Raw genomic sequence first — 20,954 nt, 5'->3', positions numbered from 1 at the left:
CGCCGTACTCCCCTGCCTCCCGGAGGTCCTCCTTGGCTCGAGTGAAGATGCAGACGGCACGTACCACGCAGTCCGAGCCCGTCGCCGCCGCGGAGGACCTCCTCGGGCAATTGCAGGGAGGAGAGACACCGAAGCTCGTCACCCTGTTCGCCTCGCGGGAGAGGGAGCAACTGGCCCTCAACCGCGCCGTGCGCGAGCGGCTGCCCAAGGGCACGCGGCTGGTGGGCGCCACCACCGCGGGGGAGCTGGACAACCAGGGCATCCACACTGGCAGCGTGGTGCTGGGCGCGCTCTCCGGTGACTTCGAGGTGGGCCTGGGCCTGGGCACCGGCCTGTCCGTGGACGCCGTGGGCGCCGGGGCCACCGCCATCAAACGCGCCGCGCAGGACCTGGGCGTGCGCCAGCAGGACCTCGACCCGCGCCAGTACGTGGGCCTCGTGATCGACGACGGCTTCCGCTACAAGAAGGAGGAGTTGCTGCTCGGCATCCTCGAGAAGAACCAGACGCTGGTGCTGGTGGGCGGTGGCGCCGCGGACCACGAGCAGGACCCCACCAGGCAGTCCGCCCTGCTCCACGTGGACGGCGAGGTGGCCACCGACGCCGTGCTGGTGGCCCTCTTCAAGACGAGCGCGCCCTGGGCCGCCCTGCGCTCGCACTGGTACCTGCCCACCGGCGAGCGCCTCACCATCACCCGCGTGGACGACAGCGCCACCCGCGCCCTGGAGATCGACGGCAAGCCGGCGGCCGAGCGCTACGCGGACCTGCTGGGAGTCCCGGTGGACGAGCTGGAGTTCGGCAAGCCCCGGGGCTTCGCCGTCCACCCCACCGCCCTCAAGGTGGGCCGCGAGTACTTCATCCGCTCCCCCTGGAAGCCCCTGCCCGATGGCTCCATCCTCTTCGCCAACCTCCTGGAGGAGGGCACCGAGCTGGAGCTGATGAAGATGGGAGACATGGCCGGCCTCACCCGCTCCTTCTTCCAGGAGGAGCTGCCCCGCCGCGTCCCCAATCCCCAGGCCTCCCTGCTTTTCCATTGCAGTGGGCGTATGTGGTACGCCAGCTCGACCGGCACCGTCGCGCAATTGGCAGAGACCTTGCGCCACGCACCCGTGGCGGCTGGAATGAATGTGCACTTCGAGATCTACTCGGGGTTCCACATCAACACGACGCTGACGGTCCTGGCGTTCGGGGGAAACTGACACATGAGCGCTCCGGCTCCGGCGGTGCCCGCCGTGGTACCGGGAAATGAGACGCCCCGGCTGCTCCTCATCGGGGGCGAGGCCGAGTGCACCCGCGTCCTGGAGCGGCTGCGGCGCGCGGAGCTGAAGGTGACCGCGCGGAGAGTGTCCTCGCGCGAGGAGCTGGCCACGGCGCTGGACTCGCCCTGGGAGCTGGCCGTGTGCGGCGCGGAGCTGCCGGGGCTGGGCTTCCGCGAGGCCGCGCCCCTGCTGCGCGAGAAGGCGCCCCAGCTCACCTTCCTCGTCATCCCCTCGAAGTGGGACGACGCGGAGATGCTCGCCGCCATGGAGGAGAGCGGCGCCGCCAGCTACATCGACCCGGAGCGCCTGGAGGTGCTCGTCCCCGTCATCCGCCGCGAGCTCCAGCGCGTCGTCGAGCGCCGCCAGCACCAGGAGGCCGAGAAGAAGCAGGAGCGCTCGCGCTGGCTGCTGGAGCGGATTGTGGACAACCTCCCCTTCGTCCTCTTCGTGAAGGACGCCGAGGAGCGCCGGCTCCAGGTGGCCAACAAGACGTTCGCCGATGCCTTCGGCGTCACCAAGCAGTGGCTGCTCGGCAAGCTGGACCACGACTACTTCCCGCCGGAGCAGGCCGACTCCTTCGTGGCCATCGACACCGAAATCCTCGAGACGAAGCGGCTCAAGGCCTTCGAGGAGGTGGCGCGCACCAACGGGGTGGACCGCATCTACGCCACCCGCAAGCTGCCGCTGCTGGATGACAACGGCGAGGCCCGCTACGTGCTGGGCATCACCGAGGACGTCACCGAGCGCAAGGCCGCCGAGGAGGACCTGCGCAAGTCCAAGGCCGAGCTGGAGGAGTCCAACAAGCGCCTGGCGGAGAACCTGGAGGAGCTCAAGAAGAGCCGCGCCGTGTCCGCGCGCACGCTGGCCAGCTACCAGCAGCGCGCCCTGCAGATGGAGATCATCCGCCAGCAGAACGAGGACCTGGACCGGCTGGCCACGGAGCTGTCCCTGGCCAAGCGCAACGAGGAGGAGCGCGCCCGCGAGGCCGAGGCCGCCGCCCGCCTCAAGAGCGAGTTCCTCGCCAACTTCAGCCATGAAATCCGCACGCCGCTCAACGGCATCATCGGCTACTGCGACCTGCTCATGCGCGAGGAGGGCAGCCGGCTCACCCCCCACGGCCGGCGAGATCTCAACGTGGTGAAGAAGAACGCGCAGACGCTGCTGGCGCTCATCAACGACATCCTCGACCTGTCGAAAATCGAGGCGGGCCGGGCGGAAGTCGTGGTGGAGCGGGTGGACATGCGGGAGCTGGCCGAGGAGTGCACGGCCACGGTGAAGGAGTACCTCAAGGGCAAGGACGTCGAGCTGCGCACGGACATCGACGAGCGCATGGCGTACGTGCGCACGGACGCGCTGAAGCTGCGGCAAATCCTGCTCAACCTGCTGTCCAACGCGGCCAAGTTCACCGAGTCCGGCGAGGTGTCGCTCACCGCGCGGGTGGAGGGCACCGAGGCCGTCTTCGTCATCGAGGACACCGGTATCGGCATTCCGCCGGACCAGCTGACCTTCATCTTCGAGAAGTTCCGCCAGGTGGACGGCTCCACCACGCGCAAGGTGGGGGGCACCGGGCTGGGGCTGGCCATCGTCAAGGAGCTGAGCAAGGTGCTCGGCGGCGGCGTGGAGGTGCGGAGCACCCTGGGCCGCGGCACCACCTTCATGGTGCGGCTGACCGGCATCCTCGAGGGCGAGGCCCTGGGCACCTCGCGCGAGCTGGACAAGCCGGTGGCCCCGGACGTGGGAGACACACTCGCGTCCCGGGTGCAGGGCGGCACCGTGCTGGTGGTGGATGATGATCCACTCGTGCAGCACCTGGTGGCCGGACAGCTCGTGCCCGCGGGCTTCACCGTGGTGTCGGCGTCGGACGGGATGGAGGCGCTCAAGAAGGCGAGGGAGCTCCGCCCGCACGCCATCGTGCTGGACATCTACCTGCCGCGCCTGGACGGCTGGAGCGTGCTGTCCACCCTCAAGAGCGAGCCGGACCTGGCGCGCATCCCCGTCATCATCATCTCCGTGGAGGAGCAGCGCGCGCGCGGCTACTCGCTGGGCGCGTGCGAGTACCTCATCAAGCCCGTGGAGCCCGAGCACCTGGTGGACGTGGTGCGCCGCAACATCGGCGGGGCCACCAGCGCGGGCGAGGTGCTGGTGGTGGACGACGATGCCTCCACGCGCGAGCTCGTCAGCCGCTCCCTGCGCCGCGCGGGCTTCTCCACCAACGAGGCCCACAACGGCGAGGACGCCCTGCTCAAGGCCCGCGTCTCCCCGCCCACCCTGGTGGTGCTGGATTTGATGATGCCCAACCTGGACGGCTTCGAGGTGCTGCGCCGCCTGCGCGCCGAGAAGCTCCACGTCCCGGTGGTGGTGCTCACCGGCAAGACGCTCTCCAGCGAGGAGCAGGCCGTGCTGCGCGACGGCTTCGCCGGCTTCGTCCAGAAGGGCGGCCATGCGCTGGAGGAGGTCATCGGCCAGGCCAAGGGCCTGCTCCTCAAGCAGAGCGCCCAGCGCGCCGGCCGCCTGCAGCGCGTCCTCTACATCGAGGACAATCCGCAGAACCGCGACATCGTCCGGCGCTACCTCGGCGGCCTCTTCGAGGTGCTGGAGGCCGAGGACGGGGAGACGGGCGTGGAGCGGGCCACCCGCGAGACGCCGGACCTCATCCTCATGGACCTGTCCCTGCCGCGCCTGGACGGCTGGGAGGCCACCCGCCGCCTGCGCCAGCTGCCCGCGGCGGCCTCCATTCCCGTCATCGCCGTCACCGCCCACGCCGGGCGCGAATACCAGGAGAAGGCCTCGGCCGCCGGCTGCAACGGGTACCTCACCAAGCCTCTCGACCGCGACCAGCTGCTCGAGACCATTCGCCAACATCTCGGGAGAAGTCATGGCTGAGGGAGCTGTCACCAAGGTCCGCGTCCTCGTGGTGGACGACGATCCGGACCTGCTGGAGCTCGTCCGCCGCACCCTGTCGCCCCACTTCGAGGTGCAGACGCACCACTCGGCGCTGGGCGTGTCGAACCTCGTGCGCAACGGGGAGCCGGACCTGGTGTTGCTGGACGTGAACTTCCCCGCGCTCAAGGGCGACCAGGTGGTGAGCCTGGCCCGCCGCTATGCGCCACGCACCACCAAGTTCATCCTCTATTCGGCCTCGGATGAGTCCAAGCTGCGCTCGCTCGCGCGGGCCTCCGGCGCGGATGGCTACCTCTCCAAGAGCGTCCAGGGAACGGAGCTCATCCAGCGGCTCACCGCCTTCCGCGACAAGGACCAGACCGTCCCCGCGTGAAGAATCGGCCGGGGCGGAGTGGGACAGCCCTGCCCCGGCCAGGGGGACATTGGACAGACGGAGCCCCGGCGCGCTACGGGTGGTGCTGCGTGTCCGCTGGGTGGGAGAGGCCCGTCTGGTAGGCCATCATCGCCATCTCCACGCGGTTCTGCACGCCCAGCTTGCGGTAGAGGTTGGACACGTGCGCCTTCACGGTGCGCTCGGTGATGCCCAGCCGGGCGGAGATCTGCAGGTTGTCCGCGCCAGAGGCCACCAGTCCCAGCACCTCGCGCTCGCGCAGCGTGAGACGGTCCACCGGGGTGGCGGGACGCTCGGTGTGCGCGGCGGCCACCGGGCTCATGAAGTCCGCGGGGACCACCCACTCGCCCCGAGCCACCTGCTCCACGGCGGTGACCAGCTCCTCGCTGGTCACGGTGAGCTTGCTCAGGAAACCGGCGGCCCCAGCCCTGAAGCAGCGCTCCATCACCGGCAGCTCCCGGAAGGACGACAGCACCAGCGCGCGGGTCCGCGGCAGCTGCTCTCGCAGCGCCTCCACCACCTTCACGCCATCGCCCACCTCCAGGCTGTCCGGGCGCTCGAGCCGGATGTCCACCACCACCACATCCGGCTTCACCTCCCGCACCTGGGCGAGGAAGCCCTCGGCATCCCGCCCCTGGGCCACCACGGCCATGCCCGCACCCTGGAAGAGCGTGATGAGGCTCTCACGGAAGATCTGCTGGTCCTCCAGGATGCCGATCCGAATCTGCCCCGTCATAGGAGACTCCTCTCGTCCCAACCCTCTACTCAACCCGCTGCGCTCCGAGGGGATTCTAGACTCGGCCATGCAACTCTGGAGTGACCCTGTTCCGCGGGGGTGTCCTCCAGGAGGCAGATGCGTCCCTGGGACTGGACATCCAAGCCCGCTCGCGGGGAGGGCTGTCTACCAGGCGAGCGCCAGGGAATCGGGGAGGCGGAGGCGGACGCGGCCCATCTGCTTCACCAGCAGCTCACGGCTGCGCGGGAGCAGGGGGAGCCAGGGGCTGGTCGATCTTCCGGGACGCCGAGCTCCGTCGCCATCGCCGCCGAGGCGCTCGGCCCCGGCAACCCCGGCCCGGAATCGACCTGGCGCGCCGCCTCCACCGCGAGGACAGCCAGCAGGAACCGCCGCTGACCGAGCACACCTCCATTTGGAACCATGACCTCGCCCTGGAAGGAGCAGTGGAACCCGGGAACCCTGCTCAGTGCCCGTCAGGAAGACGGGGGCCGCACTGGCATGCGAGCCGCCACCGTGTCTAGCTGTACGTCCATGGGTGCATTGGCCGACCTCCTCGCCACCCGGCGGGAGGACATCCTCCAGCGGTTCGAGCGCGAGGTGCGGACCCATTTCCCCGTGGACGGGCAGCCACGCTCCGTCATCCGCGACACACTCCCCCAACTGCTCGACGAGCTGTACGAGCTGCTGAACGCCCCCGCCAGCGACGAGTCCCCGGCCAGGATTCACGGGCAGATGCGCCAGACGGCACGGGAGCACCGGGCCCAGCGGCAAGCGCTCGGCTACGACGTCACGCAGATCGTCCGCGAGTACGGCATCGTGCGCGACTGCATCCTCGGGCTGCTGGAGGAGAGCGGCGGCGTGCTCGCCGTCGCCGAGCAGCGCGCCCTGCACCGCGGCCTGGACCTCGCCATGGGGGATGCCGTCGCCGACTCCGAGCGCGGCCGGGAAGAGGAGCGCCGCGAGGCGGAGGAGGAGCGCTCGGCGCTGCTGGAGCGCGAGCGCGCCGCCCGCGCCGAGGCCGAGCGCCAGCGGGCCGTGCTGGAGGGCGTCATCTCGCAGAGTGGCGACGCCATCATCGTGGCGGATGCCCGGGGCGTGCTGCGCCTCTTCAACCCGGAGGCCGAGCGCCAGCATGGCATGCCCTTGAAGGAGGTGGGCCCGAAGGAATGGGTGGAGACGTACGGCCTGTCCAACGAGGAGGGCCACCCGTTGCCCCTGGAGCGGGTACCGCTCTACCGCGCGCTCCAGGGCGAGCAGGTGCGCGACGAGCTGCTGTGGCTCCACCGGCCGGATGGAACGCGGCTGCCCGTCTCCGTCACCGCCCGGCCCTTGCGAGGGCCCGATGGCACTCCGGCGGGGGCGGTGTTCTCCGCGCGGGACATCGCGCTGCGCCGGGCCCTGTCCCAGGAGCGCGAGGAGGCCCTGGCCTTGTTGGACACGCTGCTGACCACCGCGCCGGTGGGCCTGTCCTTCCTGGACAGGGACCTGCGCTACATCCGCATCAACCCCACCCTGGCCGCCCTCAACGGCGTCTCCGTGGAACAGACGCTCGGGCGCACCCTCTGGGAGGTCGTCCCGGACATCGCCCCCCACGTCGCGCCCATCTACCGGCGCATCCTGGAGACCGGCGAGCCGCAGCTCAACACGGAGCTCATCGCTCCCTCCCCTCTCCGGAAGGGAGAGTCGGAGCACTACCTGGTGAGCTACGCCCCGGTGAAGGATGGCGAGGGCCGCCCCATCCTGGTGGCCGTGGCGGTGGTGAACATCACCGACCTCAAGCGCTTCGAGGAGCGGCTGCGCCAGACGGCCGAGTTCCGCGAGCGCTTCCTCGGCATCGTCAGCCATGATCTGCGCAACCCCCTGAGCATCATCACCCTGTCGGCCACGATGCTGCTGCGCCAGGAGGCGCTGCCGGAGCGGGCGCTGCGGCTGGCCCAGCGCATCTCCCTCAACGCCGAGCAGATGACGCGGATGATCGGCGATCTGCTGGACCTGACGCGCGGGCGGCTGGGCGGAGGCATTCCCATCTCGCCGGCCCCTTGCGACCTGGGCCCGCTGGGGCGGCGGGTGGTGAGCGAGCTGGAGGTGGCCCACCCGGCGCGCGAGCTGCGGCTGGAGGCCCGGGGCGACCTGCGGGGCGAGTGGGATCAGGACCGGCTCGCGCAGCTGCTCGGCAACCTGCTGCGCAACGCCGTGGACTACAGCCCCGAGGGCACACCCATCACGCTGGCCCTGGACGGAGAGGGAGCGCGGGTGCGGCTCGAGGTGCGCAACCTGGGCGAGCCCATTCCCGCGGAGGCGCTGCCCGGCCTGTTCGAGCCCTTCCGCCGGGGACAGACGCGCGGCAGCGGCTCCACGTCCGGACTGGGGCTGGGGCTCTACATCGTCCAGCAGATCGCCACCGCGCACGGGGGCGGCGTCGAGGTGCGCTCGACGCGCGAGGAGGGCACGGTGTTCACCGTCCAGTTGCCGCGGGTGGTGCCCCGGCGCGCGTGAGCCCCCTCATTCCACGGACTCGCCGCCCTCGCGTTCGGGGACCCATAGGCGCGGGCCGCCGAGCGGAAGAGCGGCTCCGCCCGCACTGTCGTCTTCCGGGCTTTGCGTGGCTCACTGGACCCAGGCCCAAGGAGTCTTACCGGCTTTGCACATCTCGCCGGGCTGTGGAGGCCTGAATTGTGGCCTTGGTGGCTTCCGGGAAGGGGGGTGGGCCTCCCAGGGGAGGTGCGAGGCGGTATCCTGGAGATCATCCTGCCACGCATCCAAGGGGAGCCCATGTCCGAGAGCGAGAACAAGATTCGTGTCCTCGTGGTGGACGATGATGTGGATCAGCTGATGTTGCTGGAGAGGTCGTTGCACGCCTACGGCTTCGAGGTGCGGACGCACCGCTCCTCGCTGGGGGTGTCCAACCTGGTGCGCCACGCGGAGCCGGATCTGGTGCTGTTGGACGTGAACATTCCGGCGCTCAGCGGGGACAAGGTGCTGGCGTTGGCGCGCAACCAGGCGCCGGCCACCACGAGGTTCATCCTGTATTCGGCGTCGGACGAGTCCAAGCTGCGCTCGCTGGCGCTGGCCTCGGGAGCGGACGGCTACATCAGCAAGAGCACCCAGGGCGAGTCGTTGGCGAGGAAGTTGATCAGCATCTACAAGAAGAGCCGGCTGCCGGCGGCGGGAGCCCGCTAGGCCTCCCGCGTCGTACGCGCGCACGGGGACTCAGGCGGTGTGTCCCCCTCCAGCCGCCCGTGCCGCCCCCTCTCCACTGAGCGTCAACGAGCGGCTTTTCGGCCCGCCAGCCGGTCCAGGTGTAGATATCTACACCTGGGGAGTGCCCCGCCCTGTTTTCAGGCTCGGTGGACATCAGGCCGGGACTGGCTGCCCGGGCGCCGGGAGCGGAGGAGGAGCCAACGAGTCATGTTAGCCTCCGAACCTCGGAGGTAGCTCCAGTGAGGAGAGCGTGGGTGTACAGACTGCCCCAGCCCGATGAAGCGGTGGGCCAGTACCGCGTGGTGGGCCCGCTGGGCCAGGGCGGCCAGGGCCACGTCTTCCTGGCCGGGTGGGAGGGCCGCTCCTATGTGCTCAAGTTCTTCCGCTCGCTGCCGGTGAGCCACTCGGGCGAGCTGGAGCTGGATATCCTCCGCCACCTGGAGCACCCCAACGTGGTGAGGGTGCTGGGCCATGGGCGCTGGCCGTACCCGGAGGAGGGCTACTTCTACCTCGTCATGGAGTACGTGAAGGGGCGGACGCTGCTGGGGCATGCGCTGGAGCACAACCCCTCGGCACGCACGGGCGCCACGCTGATGCTGGAGGCGGCGCGGGCGCTCGCGGTGGTGCACCGCCAGGGCGTGCTGCACCGTGACATCAAACCGGACAACCTGCTGGTTGAGGGAGGCGGACGGCAAGCCGGTGTGGGTGGACTTCGGGGTGGGCCACCTGGAGGGCCGCGCCACGCTGCCGCGCATGCGGCGGCTGCCGTCGACAGTCGTGATTCCGCCCCAGCAGGTAGGCCGTTTTCGGCTCACGCCATTTGGGCGCGCAGCGGAAGAGTCTGTGAATCTAGGCATTTGCGGGCTCGCCGCCCCCTGTGGGGGTGGACGGCCCGCATCCTGTCCGTTTAGGGCCATCTCTTCGCCGAGGAAGGGCCAACAAGCTGTTTAAGAAGCACCCGAGTCCGCGGAGACGGAGTGGCGGTCGCGGCTCACCTCAGTGAGCGGAGGCCTGCGCGAGAGGCGCACTCCAGGGCGCGTGGGGGGGCGCTCTGTATGGTTGGCCGTCCCGCCTCCTATCATTTAGGGCTGATGCTCCTGGGGGAGGCCAGCGCCATGTTCAAGAAGGACCCGAGGTCGGCGGTTGGGGAGGGCGGCGGTACGCAGCTCGAGGCCCGGCGGATTTCGCGCAGCAGGCCCTGGCTTGTCTCGCGGGCCTTGGTGCTGGCGGTTCTCGTCCTGCAGGCGGCGTGCGCGACGAGCTACCCCATGGGGGGGACGCTCACCGGCAGGCGCAGTTGGCGCCGTGGGGGTGGTGCCCAGACGGCGGCCGAGGTGCCGCGCGAGGACCTGGTGGTCACCAACCTCCGGCGCGCGGCCAAGCTGCCCTGGACGGACGGGGGCCGGTGCGTCGTCGAGGCGGCGAGCCAGTCATGGGCCGACCTGGCGGAGCAGTGCTACTACGCGCTCGACCACGAGCGGGTGCGGTTCAGGGACACTACGGGACGGTGCTCGGTCGCCTCCGCGGGCGCCGGGGCCTTGGGCATCGGGCGATGTGTCCTCGCGGGTCCCGAGCTGCTCGTGGGGGCGGTGGTCGTCGTGGGCGTGGTGGCGGTGGGCTTCGCCATTTCAGAGGCGCTGGAGGCGTACGAGAAGCGGGGCCGTCCCCAGGTGCGGCCGCCGCCAACGCTGCCTGTGCCCGAGACACGGCCGGCGCCGGAGACGCGGCCCGTCCCGGAGGTCCGGCCGGTGACAGAGACGAAGCCCGCTCCGCCGGAGCTCAAGAAGAAGCGTCGTCCCAAGTCGAAGCCAGAGGGACAGGACTGGCCGCCAGGGCCCGCCCCCGAGCCCACCGACAGGGAGCGCGAGCGCAAGTGCGAGGCCATCCCGGTGCTGCATAAGGGTGGCAACAAGGCCCACAACAGGTGCGCCGACTCGTATCCGCCCAACCGCTGGCCAGGGAAGGATGCCGAGGTGGCCGGCAAGAGCTTCGACGCGCTTCAGGTGGGAGTGCGAGTGCTGTGGGAGATCAAGGCCGAGTACTTCGATGAGTACAGCGACTTCTTGAAGAAGATTACGGTCGATAGGGAGATTGAAGAGCTCACGGTGTACCGGGATATTGCAGAGGCCTGTGGGTATTCCTTCAGGGTCGGGGTAATCAGCGAAGCCCATAAGGCCGCGCTGCTAAAGGAGGACGACAACTTTGATATCGTCGTCACGGGGTGCAAATGATGACCGCTCGATCCGAGTTGCATCTTCACGTCTTCGCGCCGGCGCTCACCGGAGACGACGGGCGCCCGCTCGCGGCTGTTGAGGGGATGGAGCGGGCAGTGCCAGGGTTGCGCCTCGCGTGGCGGGTCTCGGACTCGGGGCGGCCCATCGCGGTTCCTCAGCGCGGAGCGTGGCTGGGCAAGTCGTCTGCGGGTGGCAAGTTCGGATTGCTTTGCAACGGCGACGAGAGCTACCCGGTGACGATGGGTGGTCGCCACGAGAGCGCGAGGTCGAGTCCAGGTGGTGAGGCACAGTTGCTCGTCCACGCGAACGTCCCGCAGGACGAGCGCGTTATCGCTGTGTCAATGGACATGCTGGAGAACGTCGCGGAAGGCGTGCGCGCCAAGTGGGGAACCGTGGCGCCTGGCGCCCTGAGATTGGTGATCGCGGCGCAGGTAGGGCCGAAGCTCGGGAACCCAGACGGGCCACCTCTTGGGCTGCCAATGCTCAAGCTTGCGTGGAACATCCGCTCGCCCAAGGTCCCCAGGTACCTTGGGTGGATCAACTACTGGTCCGCGGCGGCTGCGGAGGCCATTGGCTTCCCGGACCCCTCGCGCGATGAGGAGCTGCTGGCGCGGGCCCGGCGGACGGCGTCGGGTGGGTGGGTGGTGAGCCTCACAGAGGCGCCGCTCGATGTGGACAACCCCGCCCACCTCGAGGCTCTCAAGCGAGCCTATGAGCGGTTCCGGGATATTGGTGGGCGCTCGGAGACGTGAGGAAGAAAAACCCCGGCCCGAGGGGACCTCGGAGCCGGGGTGTCGTCGCGGTGCGTTTAGAATGATGACCGGTCGAGCCGAGTTGTATCTTCACGTTTACGCGCCAGGCACTCCCAGTGACGCACTTCCAGGAGGTGGCATGGGAGGCGCAGGACGAGAACCAGCGACTGCGCGAGGAAGTGCGGCGGTTGCGCGCCGAGCGCGGCGTGCCAGACGGACTGCGCGGCGTGTTCGCCTCGGAGTTGCTGGCGACGACAGGCATTGCGTGCGAGCGACTGATGCACAAAGTCACCGAGGCGAAGGGAAATGCACTCAGATTGGGCGACGTCCGCGGTTGCCGCGCCAGGGGCAGCGTCGCGCTGGAGGTGAAACTTGGGAACCCCGGCACGGTGGCCTGGACGGCGGCGGGCGCGGTGCTGCGAGGTCCCAAGGGAGAGGTATTGAAGCCACTGCCACTCTGGCAATCAGAGCCCATCCTCGCGAGCGCGCCGGGAACCGGGAACTCGAGCTGGGGCCGTGTGGTAGTGGAAGTGCCGGCCACGGGGGCGGAGGCCCGGGGCACGTATACCCTCACGCTCTGGGACGCGGAACAACAGCGCACCGTCCCCCTGGGGAACATCACCTTCCCCTGACGCGGGCCCGCGGGTGTGCCTCACTGCTTTCCGCGGAGGACCACGGTCCGGTGCCCCAACTGCTTCGTCGCCTCTTGGATGAACCGCTCCGACAGTGGCGAGCACGTGCTCGTGTCACTCTGCCGCGGGCTCGGGTTGCGGACGTTGGATGAGACCTGCCCGGTCGAGGAACTCTCGGACGCGAGCGGTGAACGCCACGTGCTCGGGGTTGCTCGCCGTCATGGGCTCGGGGGAGAGCACGAGGAGCCAGCCCAGCGTCCCCACCGGCTCGATGCGCACGGGCGCGGGCAACGGCGGCAGGTTGCCCAGACGGCGCGACAGGTAGGTCAGCCAGCCCATCCGCACCTCGGACCCGCCCTTTTCCACGAAGTCCACCATCTGAGAGGAGCTGGCCATGGCGTAGTCGGGGTCCCACGCAGTCACCATGCTGGTGAGCACCTCGGCCAGCACGGGCACGCGCAGCAGCCGTTCCCGGACAGCGCCCTGCCGGGGGGGGTTGAGCAGACACAGATTGGGCCCTCCCCACGGTGAGTATCCGCCACAAGTCAGGTGGAGCTTCGTGGCCTCCCTCTTGGCGTTCCACACCATCTGGCTGAAGCCCAGCCTCTCAATGACCTCCTTGCCAACATCCGTACGGCTCCTCCCCTTGAGGAGGAATGTTTCCAATTCCTTCATCTCCGGGCGGACAGGCCAACCTGGCAGCTCACGGGGGAAGCCACGGCCCGCCCCATACCACTGGGCGAATGACGCGTCACACCGCGCCAGCATGTGGAAGAAGAGCTCCGCGCGCCGCGCACACTCCAGCGCTGTCTCCTTGCGCGGGCCCCAGTACGCCCCGACATAGTAGTCCTCATCATCCTCTCGCATGCGTACTCCTTTCTACTGCACGGACCGCGTGTGTTGGACGGTGATGTTCTTCCAGCCTTCTTTCTTGAAGGTTGCGCGAAGGAACTCCGCCACCTTGGCATCGGCGACGTGCCAGCTCACCGGCAGTCCCAACTGCCGGGCCGCCTCCGATTGTTTCCTGGCTTGCTCCATTAGTTCCTTGAACCCGCCGGACGCCTCGAACCAGGGCTTGGGCAAGCCATCCGCCTCGAAGAAGGAGCAGTAGCCGGGGCCCTTGGCCTCCAGCAGTTCACCCAGCTTGATGCCGTCGAACTCCACTTTCCCAATCATGTACACCCACCACGCGGGCCGCCCCGTCACCTGCTCCTGGTAGTCCTGGGAGCGCTTGGACTCGTTGGTGGGCTTCTTGTACGTCCACCTGCCAGGGCCCCTCGCCGGAGCCGTCTGAGACGCCTTCCCCGCCTTTCCGCGCGCACCGCCGGTGTTGCTGCCCCGGCTCTTCCCCGCCATGTGGAGGATGGAGAAGGCACCCAGGTCCACGCCCACCGTGCTCGCCGTGCCCGCCACCACGGTTTCGCCGAGCACCAACTCTCCCCTGGCTGTGAGTGATAGCCCTGGCAGCTCCGCCCCCAGCCCGCCCATTCGTCCCACCGTGGCCCTCGCGCCCCCGAGCAACATGAGCAGGTGCGTGGACAAGCGCGCCGCCTCGCGTATCTGGTCCTCCCGCGACATGGCCCCGTAGCGCGCGAAGTACTCGGGCGAGGTGGCGATGAGGTACGCCACCGTGGTGGGCAACTGCCCCAGGTCCTCCAGCGTGCGAATGGGGTGGAGCACGGCGTGCGCCAGCGCCAGCGTCATCTCCGCCAGCGCATCCTGGGCTCCATCGAGCGCGGCGTTGAGCGGGTCCCTCCCCAGCCCCAGTTCCGCCAGGGGTGAGCTGTCCGCGCGCCGCAGGGCCTCGGTGACCGGATAGAAGATACCTCCGTGTGAGAAGTAGAAGCCGCCCACCACGAGGCGGCCCACCCTCCACTCCCCTTCCACGAGTTCCAGTGGGCCCTGGCGTTGAAGTGGCGTGCCGTCGAGTGCGGCCACCAGGTAGCCGTCCGGACGCACCATCACCAGCAGCCCGAAGCGCTCGGCGCGCCACTTCAAGTCGGCGTATTCCACGCGCTCACGGCCCTCGAGCGCCTCGCGCAGCAGCCAGAACAGCGCCTGGCGCGGAGCGAAGCTCCGCTGTGTCACGGGCGTCTTGGCCAACCGGCCCAGGAGTTGGCGCGCCTGCTCCACGTAGAGCGCCGCGCCCACCGGGTGCCGAGCGTCCTCTCCGAGGCCACTGACCTCCTGCAGCACCTGGAAGAGGTCCGCCTTCTGCTCGGGGAAGCCGCCCGCGGCGCCCTCCGCCTCTCCAAGAGTGGAAGTGGGTTGCCGGGGTCCGGCACCGTCACGGAGCGAGGTGGGTCGCGAGTGGAGCCCGAAACCGCTCGTCAGGCTCGCGCGCGGATGACCCGTGGCGCACCCGCCGAGGAGCACAGCCAGAGCCAAAGCTTGAAACAGCCGCGCGTCCGGACAGAGCGCGCCAGCACGACGAGTGGACATGCCCCACCTCCCCCAGCCGCATGGGCTGACAGTGACACCCTGGAGTTCAGGGAGATGTCATGGGAGAGGTCAAGTCATCGGGTCGGCAATCCAGAGCGGGAAGACCCTCACCCCGACCCTCTCCCAAAGGGAGAGGGGATATCCGCTCACAGCAGCGAAGCGACCTCCAGGAAGACGCCACGGAAGTCGCCCCGAGCCCCAATCAGCTTCAGGTTCTGCGCCAGTCCTCCCGTCGAGCGGAAGAACATCACCGCCTCGGCGGGCGGACGGATCTTCAGGAAGCGGGCGGCGTTGCGCGCGAAGTGCAGCTTCATGTCCCGCGGAATCTGGCACGTGGCGTAGTCGTACGGCGTGGTGCGCATGGGCCGCCCCGCGATGTGCAGCACCTCCTGGATGAGCGGCGCCGCCTCCGCGTCCGGCAGCTCCGAGGTGAAGCCCACCTCGCGGCTCAATCCCATCACATCCATGGACTCGAGCCGCACCGCGTGCAGGAACATGCGCCGGTTGGCGTCCACGAAGCGCGGGCTGAAGCGCTTGATGGAGCCGAAGTCGAGCACCCCCAGCCGCCCGTCCTCCAGCACCATGAAGTTGCCCGGGTGCGGATCCGCCTGCAGCTCCCCATTGAGGAAGAAGGGCCCGTAGATGGCGAGGATGAGCTGGCGCGCCACGCGGAAGCGCTCCTCCACCGAGGGCCCGGACACCACCCAGTCCTTCAAGGGACGGCCCCGGAGCAGCTCCAGGGTGAGCACGCGCCGGGTGGTGCGCTCGGTGATGACCTCGGGCACCTTCAGGTCCGGCAGGCGCGCCGCGCCACGGGCGAAGGAGGTACACAGCGCGGCCTCGCGCAGGTAGTCCGTCTCCAGCAACATCTCCTCGCGCAACTCCTGGAAGTAGGCGGTGCCATCCGTGAGGCGCGAGGCCTTCGAGACGGTCTTCACCACCAGGCCCAGGTTGTCCATGTCGCCGCTGAGCGTCTCGGCGATGCCGGGGTATTGCACCTTCACCGCCACCTCGCGGCCGTCGTGCAGCACGGCGCGGTGCACCTGGCCCAACGAGGCGGCGGCGAGCGGCTTCGGCTCGAACTCGCGGAAGAGCGCCTCCGGAGCATCCCCGAGCTCCTCGCGAAGGACACGAGCCACCACCTCCCACGGCATGGGCGGCGCCTCGTTCTGCAGGCGGGCGATGACCTGGCGCACCTCGGGGCTGAGCAGCTCCGTGTCCATGGACACCGCCTGGCCCAGCTTCATGGCCGCGCCCTTGAGCTCTCCCAGCGTGGAGACGAGCTTCTCCGCGGCGGCCTTGCTCAGGAACTCCGGCTCCTGACCGGCCAGCCGTTTCGCCCCACTCTTGAGCACGTCCGCGCTGATTTGAGCGGAGAGTCCGGCCAGCTTGCGGAAGCGGTTGAACCGCCCCTGAGTGGGAAGCGTGTCGTCGGAGTCGAAGGGGTCGGAGGCCATGGGCGCGCCCATACTAACGGGGGGGCGCGGGGGCCGCATGTCCACGCATCCTCACCCGGAGGGCGTGCCAGCGTTTGAGGGCTTCGAGGTGAAGCGGATCCACCCGGAGGGCGGCCTCGTAGGCGGAGAGGGCCTCGGGCAGGCGGCCAGCGGAGCGGAAGGCCTCCCCGGAAGCCAGGTGCAACACCGAGTGCCCTTCCGTCTCCGGGTGGCGGGCGAGGAAGCGCCGGCGGCACGTCTCCAGAGCGGTGACGGTGAGGCCAGCGGCTAGGCAGCGTACCACGCCGTCCAGGTTGCGCAGCTCCGCGTCGTACTCCACGCGCCGCTCCAGGTGGCCGAGCACGAGGAGCGCCTCGGCCACCTTGCCGAGCGCCCGCTGCACCAGGGCCCGCTGGCCGGGAGACAGGGGAAGCGTGAGCAGGGGCTCCAGCCGGTTGCGTGCGTCCCGTGCACTGGTGCGCACCATGTCGGCGTCGGCGTCCCGGGGCACGCGCAGCACCGTGTAATGGTCTCCGGACAGCCGCTGGCGGAACTCGCGCAGGAGGGGCTCGGCACGAGCGTCGTCCTGGGGCGCGGCGGGCGGCGTGGGCTCCGGGGGCTTCTCCCCCGCGAGCAGCTGGGCGAAGGTCTGCTGGAAGGCGGCGGTGGCATCGCGTAGCTCCACGCCAAAGCCTGGCACCATGTTCCACGCCCGGGCCTGCTCGGCCGTCACGTGGCCCACCACCTTGCCGGTGCAGGGCAGCTCGCCTCCGGGCAGCCGCAGCAGCAGCGACACGTCCGCGAGGACGGGAGGTGGCTCGTCACCGGTACGCACGAAGAGGCCGGTGCGGCCCACGCGCTCACACGGGTACTCGCGCATGCCCAGCGAGCCATGCACCGGCACACGCGCGAAGAAGCCGGCCGTGGGCAGCGGCGCGGGCGTGCGCGCCGGGGTGATGGAGGCCTCCAGGGCGGAGCGCAGCTCGGCGGCGGTGGCGTAGCGCGCCTCGGGCCGCTTGGCGAGCGCGCGCAGCAGCACCGCGGACAGCGAGGGCGGAATCCCCGGGCGCACCTCATGCGGCGGGCGCGGCGTCTGCTGCAGGTGGGCCACGAGGATTTCGGCGGCGTTGCTGCCGGTGAAAGGCGTGGTGCCGGTGAGCAGCAGGTAGCCCAGCACCCCCACCGCGTAGAGGTCCGTGCGCGCGTCCACGTCCTTGCCGCCACACTGCTCGGGGGCCATGAACTCGGGCGTGCCCATGAGCACGCCGGTGCGGGTGGGCGTCTCCCCCTCCAGCCGGACGAGCCGCTTGGCGATACCGAAGTCGAGCAGCTTCGCCCGGTGGCGCCCGTGGTTGCCCGGCACGAGGAAGACATTGGCGGGCTTGAGGTCGCGGTGGACGATGCCACGGGCATGGGCGGCCCCGAGCGCTTCGCACACCTGGGCGAGCAGCTCCACGGCCAGCGCCGGCTCGAGGGGCCCGCGAGCGAAGGCGGCGAGGCTCTGGCCCTCCAGGTACTCCATGACGAAGTAGGGGCGCCCGTCGCGCGTGTCGAGGTCGTACACGGTGACGACGTTCTCGTGCTGCACCAGGCTCATGGCCCGCGCCTCGGCGAGGAAGCGGGAGACGAGCTCCGGCTCTTCGGCGAGGTGGCGGTGGAGCACCTTCACCGCGACGCGCTTGGGAATGAGGACGTGTTCGGCGAGCAACACCGTGCCCATGCCACCGCGCCCCAGCTCGCGCAGCGCCATGAAGCTGCCGAAGCGCTGACCCACGAGCCTCTCGCCCCGCTCGCCCCAGGGCGGCAGGGTCACCTGGGCCGACGCGCGGGCCTCGGGAGGCCGCACGACGGTGGGGCACTCCGCCAGCTCCGTGTGCGGAGTGTGGCAGGCGCAGTTCGGGCGGGAGTCGGGTTCCACGGCACCCCAAAGCCATGCCAGCTTCGTGCCGTCGCCACCGACGAGGGTCCGCACACCTGCTGCGTCGCGAAGTGGTTGAAGTGCCCTGCCTGTAGGACACTATCGGCGCGCATCCCCTCATTCCCTGGTACAGGCAACTCGTCGGAGGCCTGTAAAAAGCACCACGACGGGGCTGAAACTTCTACCGCCGCGCCGCCTGTTTCCAGTCCACCTCTGAATGATCCACTGCCGCTGCGCGGAGCCCGCTCGGGGCACACGCTTCACGAACTTGTCCAACAGTTGGACAACTTTCGCGAGCCCGGCACCGGAGGGTCCTCCCGCCCCGGCGCGAGGAGCGCGAAGCGGTGAGCACGTCCGGAAGGGCCGCGCGGCGGGCACCGAGGATGGCGGGGAAGAGTCTGGGTGCGGGGCATCATCGCCGAGAGGGAGCGATGACGGCGTACGGCGTCCTGCGCACCAGGTGAATCCACATCCCCTCTCCCGCGGGGGCGAGGGTGTACAACGGAGGAAAGCCGCGTCAGTGACGGCCGCTGGCGGCCACGAGGTCAGAGGAGAGGGAAGCCAGCTCGCTCTCCTCCCGCTCGACGTCGAGCACGGAGACGGTGCGGCAGGACTCGTCGACCTCGTAGAGCAGGGCGTAGCCGTCCACGATGCAGCGCAGCAAGGGCCGATCGGTGGCGCCGAGCTTGAACCAGAGCGGGTTGAGAGGTGGAGCCACCTCGGCCAGCTGGGCGATGTCGTCGATGCGCCGGTGGACGCGTTCGACGAGGGCGGGTGGAAGCGCTTTCAAGGTGCTCCACAGCTCCACGGGGATATGGACGCGGTAGGCCATGGGGGGGCAGATGGCCATTGCACTTGCGTCCGCCAAGTGGGGGGCTGCGCATTCCCTGACATGTGGGGCCGTCCCATGGGTCCATTCCGCTCGACACCGGACACTTGGAGCGCCCGAAACGTGCGCCAGTGGTCACGGGGAAGGCCGCCGCGGCGCGGGGAGGGCGTGCCGGATTTCTCGGAAGGCGTGCTGCTCCGTGTTCAGATGCGCCGCCGTGGAAACACTCGTTCGCATCGCGGAGGCCCTCGGACGCTTCTCCGCGCGCTTCGTGCCCAGCTCGTTCGCCATCGCGGTGCTGCTGTCACTGCTCACCATGGGGCTGGCGACGGGTTGGGCGGACGCGCCGCCGGGGAAGGTGGTGGACGCATGGGGGGGAGGCTTCTGGGAGCTGCTCACCTTCTCCATGCAGATGGCGCTGGTGATGTTCACCGGGTACCTGCTGGCGCTCACGCGGCCGGTGAGGGCGGTGCTGGAGCACCTGGCGGGACTGGCGCGCGGCCCCCGGAGCGCGGTGGTGCTCATGGCCTCGGTGTCCATGGGGCTGGCCTACATCAACTGGGGCCTGTCCCTGGTGGCGAGCGCCATGCTGGTGCGCTTCGTGGTGCGGAGACAACCGGACGTGGACTACCGGCTGCTGGTGGCCTGCGCGTACTTCGGCCTGGGCGCCACGTGGCACGCGGGCCTGTCCGCCTCGGCTCCGCTGCTGGTGGCCACCCCCGGCCACTTCCTGGAGAAGCAGCTCGGCCTCATCCCCATCGACCGCACGCTCTTCTCCCCCTTCAACCTCGGGCTCACCGTGGCGGTGGTGGGCGGCCTCACGCTGCTGGCCTGGGCGCTGCACCCGCGGCCCGGGGCGGCGGTGCGGGTGGACCCGGCCATCCTGGAGCAACTGAAGGACTTCGAGCCGCCCGTGCGTCCGCGCGAGAAGAGCGCCGCGGTGTGGATGGACTTCTCGCCGCTGCTCAACGTCGTCTTCGGCGCGCTGGGCCTGCTCTGGTTCGGGCGCCACCTGTGGCTGCACGGCGGCTGGAAGGCCATCAACCTCAACGTGGTGAACTTCCTCTTCCTCACGCTGGCGGTGCTGCTGCACGGCACGCCCGCGCGGCTGCTCAAGGCCAGCGAGGAGGCCGCCAGCGTGCTGCACGGCATCGTGCTCCAGTTCCCGCTCTACGCGGGCATCTACGGCATCTTCAAGGCCACCGGCCTCACCGAGCGCATCGGCCAGCTCTTCGTCTCGCTCTCCACCCAGCAGACGTTCCCCGCCATCGTCTACCTGTACAGCGGCGTGGTGAACTACTTCGTGCCCTCGGGCGGCTCCAAGTGGGCCATCGAGGCGCCCTATCTGCTGGAGGCGGCCCGGACGCTCGGGGTGGCGCCGGAGAAGGTGGTGCTCGCGTACGCCTGGGGAGACATGGCCACCGACCTCATCCAGCCCTTCTGGGCCCTGCCCCTGCTCGCGGTGGCGCGGCTCGACTTCAAGGACATCCTCGGCTTCCTGCTGGTGGCCTTCTTCGTGTACCTGCCGCTCGTCACCCTCGCCTTCTTCCTGTGGTAGACACTCGCCCCCAGCGGGCCGGCCGCGAGGGCTGGCCCCTTTCAGCCCATCGAGGGGGAGACACCATGGCAGGCAATCTGAAGAAGCTGGCGATGTGCGCGGTGGTGGCGTTCAGTGGCGTGGCGATGGCCCAGGACGCGGTGGAGAGCGCCCCGGCCCAGGAGCCCGTGAAGGCCCCGTCCGCCGACGCGGTGAAGAGCACCTGGGAGTACTTCTACAAGGGCCAGGGCCAGGGCCCCGTGCTCGTGGACGCCAAGCTGTGCACCGAGGTGGCCAAGGAGGGCCCCAACAAGTTCGAGTGCATCGCCGAGGCCAACCCGGACTCCGTCAAGGCCGGCACCAACGTCATGCTGTGGCAGTCCTACCTGGTTCCCCAGGGCGACACCATCGAGGATCTGATGATCCAGGTGAAGCAGGGCAACGTGGTCCGCGAGACCAAGGACGTGAAGATCAAGGGCGAGGGCTGGCGCTCCCGCCAGTGGACCGGCGTGCGCCTGAACAAGGCCGGCGAGTGGACCGTCACCGTTCTCCGCGGCGATCAGGAGCTCAAGAGCATCAAGGTGAAGGTGCTCTGAGACGCACTCCCTCGACGTCCTCCCTCTCCCTCTGGGAGAGGGTTGGGGGTGAGGGTCTTCAGCGAGAAGATGACCTTACCTGTGGGATAAGGT

General features: G+C 69.5%; 17 protein-coding genes. 11 read left to right on the top strand and 6 right to left on the bottom strand.

The window, feature by feature from the left end:
* Nucleotides 1-32: 32 nt before the first annotated feature.
* The 3 genes from Q664_RS24975 to Q664_RS24965 are packed head-to-tail and all read left to right on the top strand — an operon-like array spanning nt 33 to nt 4,530.
* Complete coding sequence (locus tag Q664_RS24975) at nt 33-1,196, top strand: FIST signal transduction protein (RefSeq protein ID WP_043400658.1); 1,164 nt, start codon at nt 33-35, stop codon at nt 1,194-1,196.
* A gap of 3 nt (nt 1,197-1,199) precedes the next feature.
* Nucleotides 1,200-4,139 (top strand): response regulator, encoded by a 2,940-nt coding sequence (locus tag Q664_RS24970; RefSeq protein ID WP_043400657.1) that lies wholly within the window; start codon nt 1,200-1,202, stop codon nt 4,137-4,139.
* Complete coding sequence (locus tag Q664_RS24965) at nt 4,132-4,530, top strand: response regulator (protein WP_043400656.1); 399 nt, start codon at nt 4,132-4,134, stop codon at nt 4,528-4,530. The genes Q664_RS24970 and Q664_RS24965 overlap by 8 nt, the downstream gene beginning before the upstream one ends.
* Before the next feature lie 73 nt (nt 4,531-4,603).
* Here the strand turns inward: Q664_RS24965 and Q664_RS24960 are convergent, their stop codons facing one another.
* Nucleotides 4,604-5,284, bottom strand: a complete 681-nt coding sequence (locus tag Q664_RS24960) for a response regulator transcription factor (protein WP_043400655.1) — start codon at nt 5,282-5,284, stop codon at nt 4,604-4,606.
* A gap of 531 nt (nt 5,285-5,815) precedes the next feature.
* Here Q664_RS24960 and Q664_RS24955 point away from each other — a divergent pair.
* The 6 genes from Q664_RS24955 (at nt 5,816) to Q664_RS24930 (ending at nt 12,103) form a co-directional block, all read left to right on the top strand.
* Nucleotides 5,816-7,780, top strand: coding sequence for a PAS domain-containing protein (locus tag Q664_RS24955; protein ID WP_160174492.1), 1,965 nt, complete (start codon nt 5,816-5,818; stop codon nt 7,778-7,780).
* A 276-nt stretch (nt 7,781-8,056) separates the two neighbouring features.
* Nucleotides 8,057-8,464 (top strand): response regulator, encoded by a 408-nt coding sequence (locus Q664_RS24950; RefSeq protein ID WP_043400700.1) that lies wholly within the window; start codon nt 8,057-8,059, stop codon nt 8,462-8,464.
* 275 nt (nt 8,465-8,739) lie between these two features.
* Nucleotides 8,740-9,396 (top strand): serine/threonine protein kinase, encoded by a 657-nt coding sequence (locus Q664_RS24945; protein WP_052518631.1) that lies wholly within the window; start codon nt 8,740-8,742, stop codon nt 9,394-9,396.
* 204 nt (nt 9,397-9,600) lie between these two features.
* Nucleotides 9,601-10,716, top strand: a complete 1,116-nt coding sequence (locus tag Q664_RS24940; RefSeq protein ID WP_235216862.1) for a DUF6310 domain-containing protein — start codon at nt 9,601-9,603, stop codon at nt 10,714-10,716.
* Nucleotides 10,716-11,471, top strand: a complete 756-nt coding sequence (locus Q664_RS24935) for a DUF5953 family protein (RefSeq protein WP_043400695.1) — start codon at nt 10,716-10,718, stop codon at nt 11,469-11,471. Before Q664_RS24940 ends, Q664_RS24935 begins: the two co-directional genes overlap by 1 nt.
* An 86-nt stretch (nt 11,472-11,557) precedes the next feature.
* On the top strand, nt 11,558-12,103 hold the full coding sequence (locus Q664_RS24930; RefSeq protein ID WP_084610349.1) for a DUF2381 family protein: 546 nt from the start codon (nt 11,558-11,560) through the stop codon (nt 12,101-12,103).
* Nucleotides 12,104-12,217: 114 nt separating this feature from the next.
* On the opposite strand, the gene Q664_RS24925 is transcribed toward Q664_RS24930, so the two are convergent.
* From Q664_RS24925 to Q664_RS24905, 5 genes are all read right to left on the bottom strand, one after another.
* Nucleotides 12,218-12,970, bottom strand: a complete 753-nt coding sequence (locus tag Q664_RS24925) for an Imm52 family immunity protein (protein ID WP_043400653.1) — start codon at nt 12,968-12,970, stop codon at nt 12,218-12,220.
* A 12-nt stretch (nt 12,971-12,982) separates the two neighbouring features.
* Complete coding sequence (locus Q664_RS52615; RefSeq protein WP_084610348.1) at nt 12,983-14,545, bottom strand: Tox-REase-5 domain-containing protein; 1,563 nt, start codon at nt 14,543-14,545, stop codon at nt 12,983-12,985.
* A gap of 146 nt (nt 14,546-14,691) precedes the next feature.
* Complete coding sequence (locus Q664_RS24915) at nt 14,692-16,002, bottom strand: ABC1 kinase family protein (RefSeq protein WP_043400688.1); 1,311 nt, start codon at nt 16,000-16,002, stop codon at nt 14,692-14,694.
* Nucleotides 16,003-16,015: 13 nt separating this feature from the next.
* Nucleotides 16,016-17,899, bottom strand: a complete 1,884-nt coding sequence (locus Q664_RS24910; protein ID WP_043400650.1) for a protein kinase domain-containing protein — start codon at nt 17,897-17,899, stop codon at nt 16,016-16,018.
* 517 nt (nt 17,900-18,416) lie between these two features.
* Nucleotides 18,417-18,749, bottom strand: coding sequence for a type II toxin-antitoxin system RelE family toxin (locus Q664_RS24905; RefSeq protein ID WP_043400646.1), 333 nt, complete (start codon nt 18,747-18,749; stop codon nt 18,417-18,419).
* Nucleotides 18,750-18,945: 196 nt separating this feature from the next.
* Between Q664_RS24905 and Q664_RS24900 the strand changes: the two genes are divergently transcribed.
* Both Q664_RS24900 and Q664_RS24895 read left to right on the top strand, forming a co-directional pair.
* Nucleotides 18,946-20,286 (top strand): short-chain fatty acid transporter, encoded by a 1,341-nt coding sequence (locus tag Q664_RS24900; protein WP_043400643.1) that lies wholly within the window; start codon nt 18,946-18,948, stop codon nt 20,284-20,286.
* Nucleotides 20,287-20,351: 65 nt separating this feature from the next.
* Nucleotides 20,352-20,861 carry a hypothetical protein gene (locus Q664_RS24895; protein ID WP_043400640.1) on the top strand — a complete coding sequence of 170 codons (510 nt, stop codon included), beginning with the start codon at nt 20,352-20,354 and terminating at the stop codon, nt 20,859-20,861.
* The last annotated feature ends 93 nt before the right edge of the window (nt 20,862-20,954 follow it).

It is taken from the genome of Archangium violaceum Cb vi76, assembly GCF_000733295.1.
GTDB lineage: Bacteria > Myxococcota > Myxococcia > Myxococcales > Myxococcaceae > Archangium > Archangium violaceum.
The sequence above is the reverse complement of the archived record's forward strand: the minus strand, read 5'-3'. Positions and strand labels throughout refer to the sequence as shown.

What these genes read in the sequence shown, in the direction of transcription:
- Q664_RS24970 (WP_043400657.1), top strand. Translation starts at nt 1,200, where the DNA reads ATGAGCGCTCCGGCTCCGGCGGTGCCCGCCGTGGTACCGGGAAATGAG.
- Q664_RS24965 (WP_043400656.1), top strand. Translation starts at nt 4,132, where the DNA reads ATGGCTGAGGGAGCTGTCACCAAGGTCCGCGTCCTCGTGGTGGACGAC.
- Q664_RS24960 (WP_043400655.1), bottom strand. Translation starts at nt 5,284, where the DNA reads ATGACGGGGCAGATTCGGATCGGCATCCTGGAGGACCAGCAGATCTTC.
- Q664_RS24955 (WP_160174492.1), top strand. Translation starts at nt 5,816, where the DNA reads ATGGGTGCATTGGCCGACCTCCTCGCCACCCGGCGGGAGGACATCCTC.
- Q664_RS24950 (WP_043400700.1), top strand. Translation starts at nt 8,057, where the DNA reads ATGTCCGAGAGCGAGAACAAGATTCGTGTCCTCGTGGTGGACGATGAT.
- Q664_RS24940 (WP_235216862.1), top strand. Translation starts at nt 9,601, where the DNA reads ATGTTCAAGAAGGACCCGAGGTCGGCGGTTGGGGAGGGCGGCGGTACG.
- Q664_RS24935 (WP_043400695.1), top strand. Translation starts at nt 10,716, where the DNA reads ATGACCGCTCGATCCGAGTTGCATCTTCACGTCTTCGCGCCGGCGCTC.
- Q664_RS24925 (WP_043400653.1), bottom strand. Translation starts at nt 12,970, where the DNA reads ATGCGAGAGGATGATGAGGACTACTATGTCGGGGCGTACTGGGGCCCG.
- Q664_RS52615 (WP_084610348.1), bottom strand. Translation starts at nt 14,545, where the DNA reads ATGTCCACTCGTCGTGCTGGCGCGCTCTGTCCGGACGCGCGGCTGTTT.
- Q664_RS24915 (WP_043400688.1), bottom strand. Translation starts at nt 16,002, where the DNA reads ATGGCCTCCGACCCCTTCGACTCCGACGACACGCTTCCCACTCAGGGG.
- Q664_RS24905 (WP_043400646.1), bottom strand. Translation starts at nt 18,749, where the DNA reads ATGGCCATCTGCCCCCCCATGGCCTACCGCGTCCATATCCCCGTGGAG.
- Q664_RS24895 (WP_043400640.1), top strand. Translation starts at nt 20,352, where the DNA reads ATGGCAGGCAATCTGAAGAAGCTGGCGATGTGCGCGGTGGTGGCGTTC.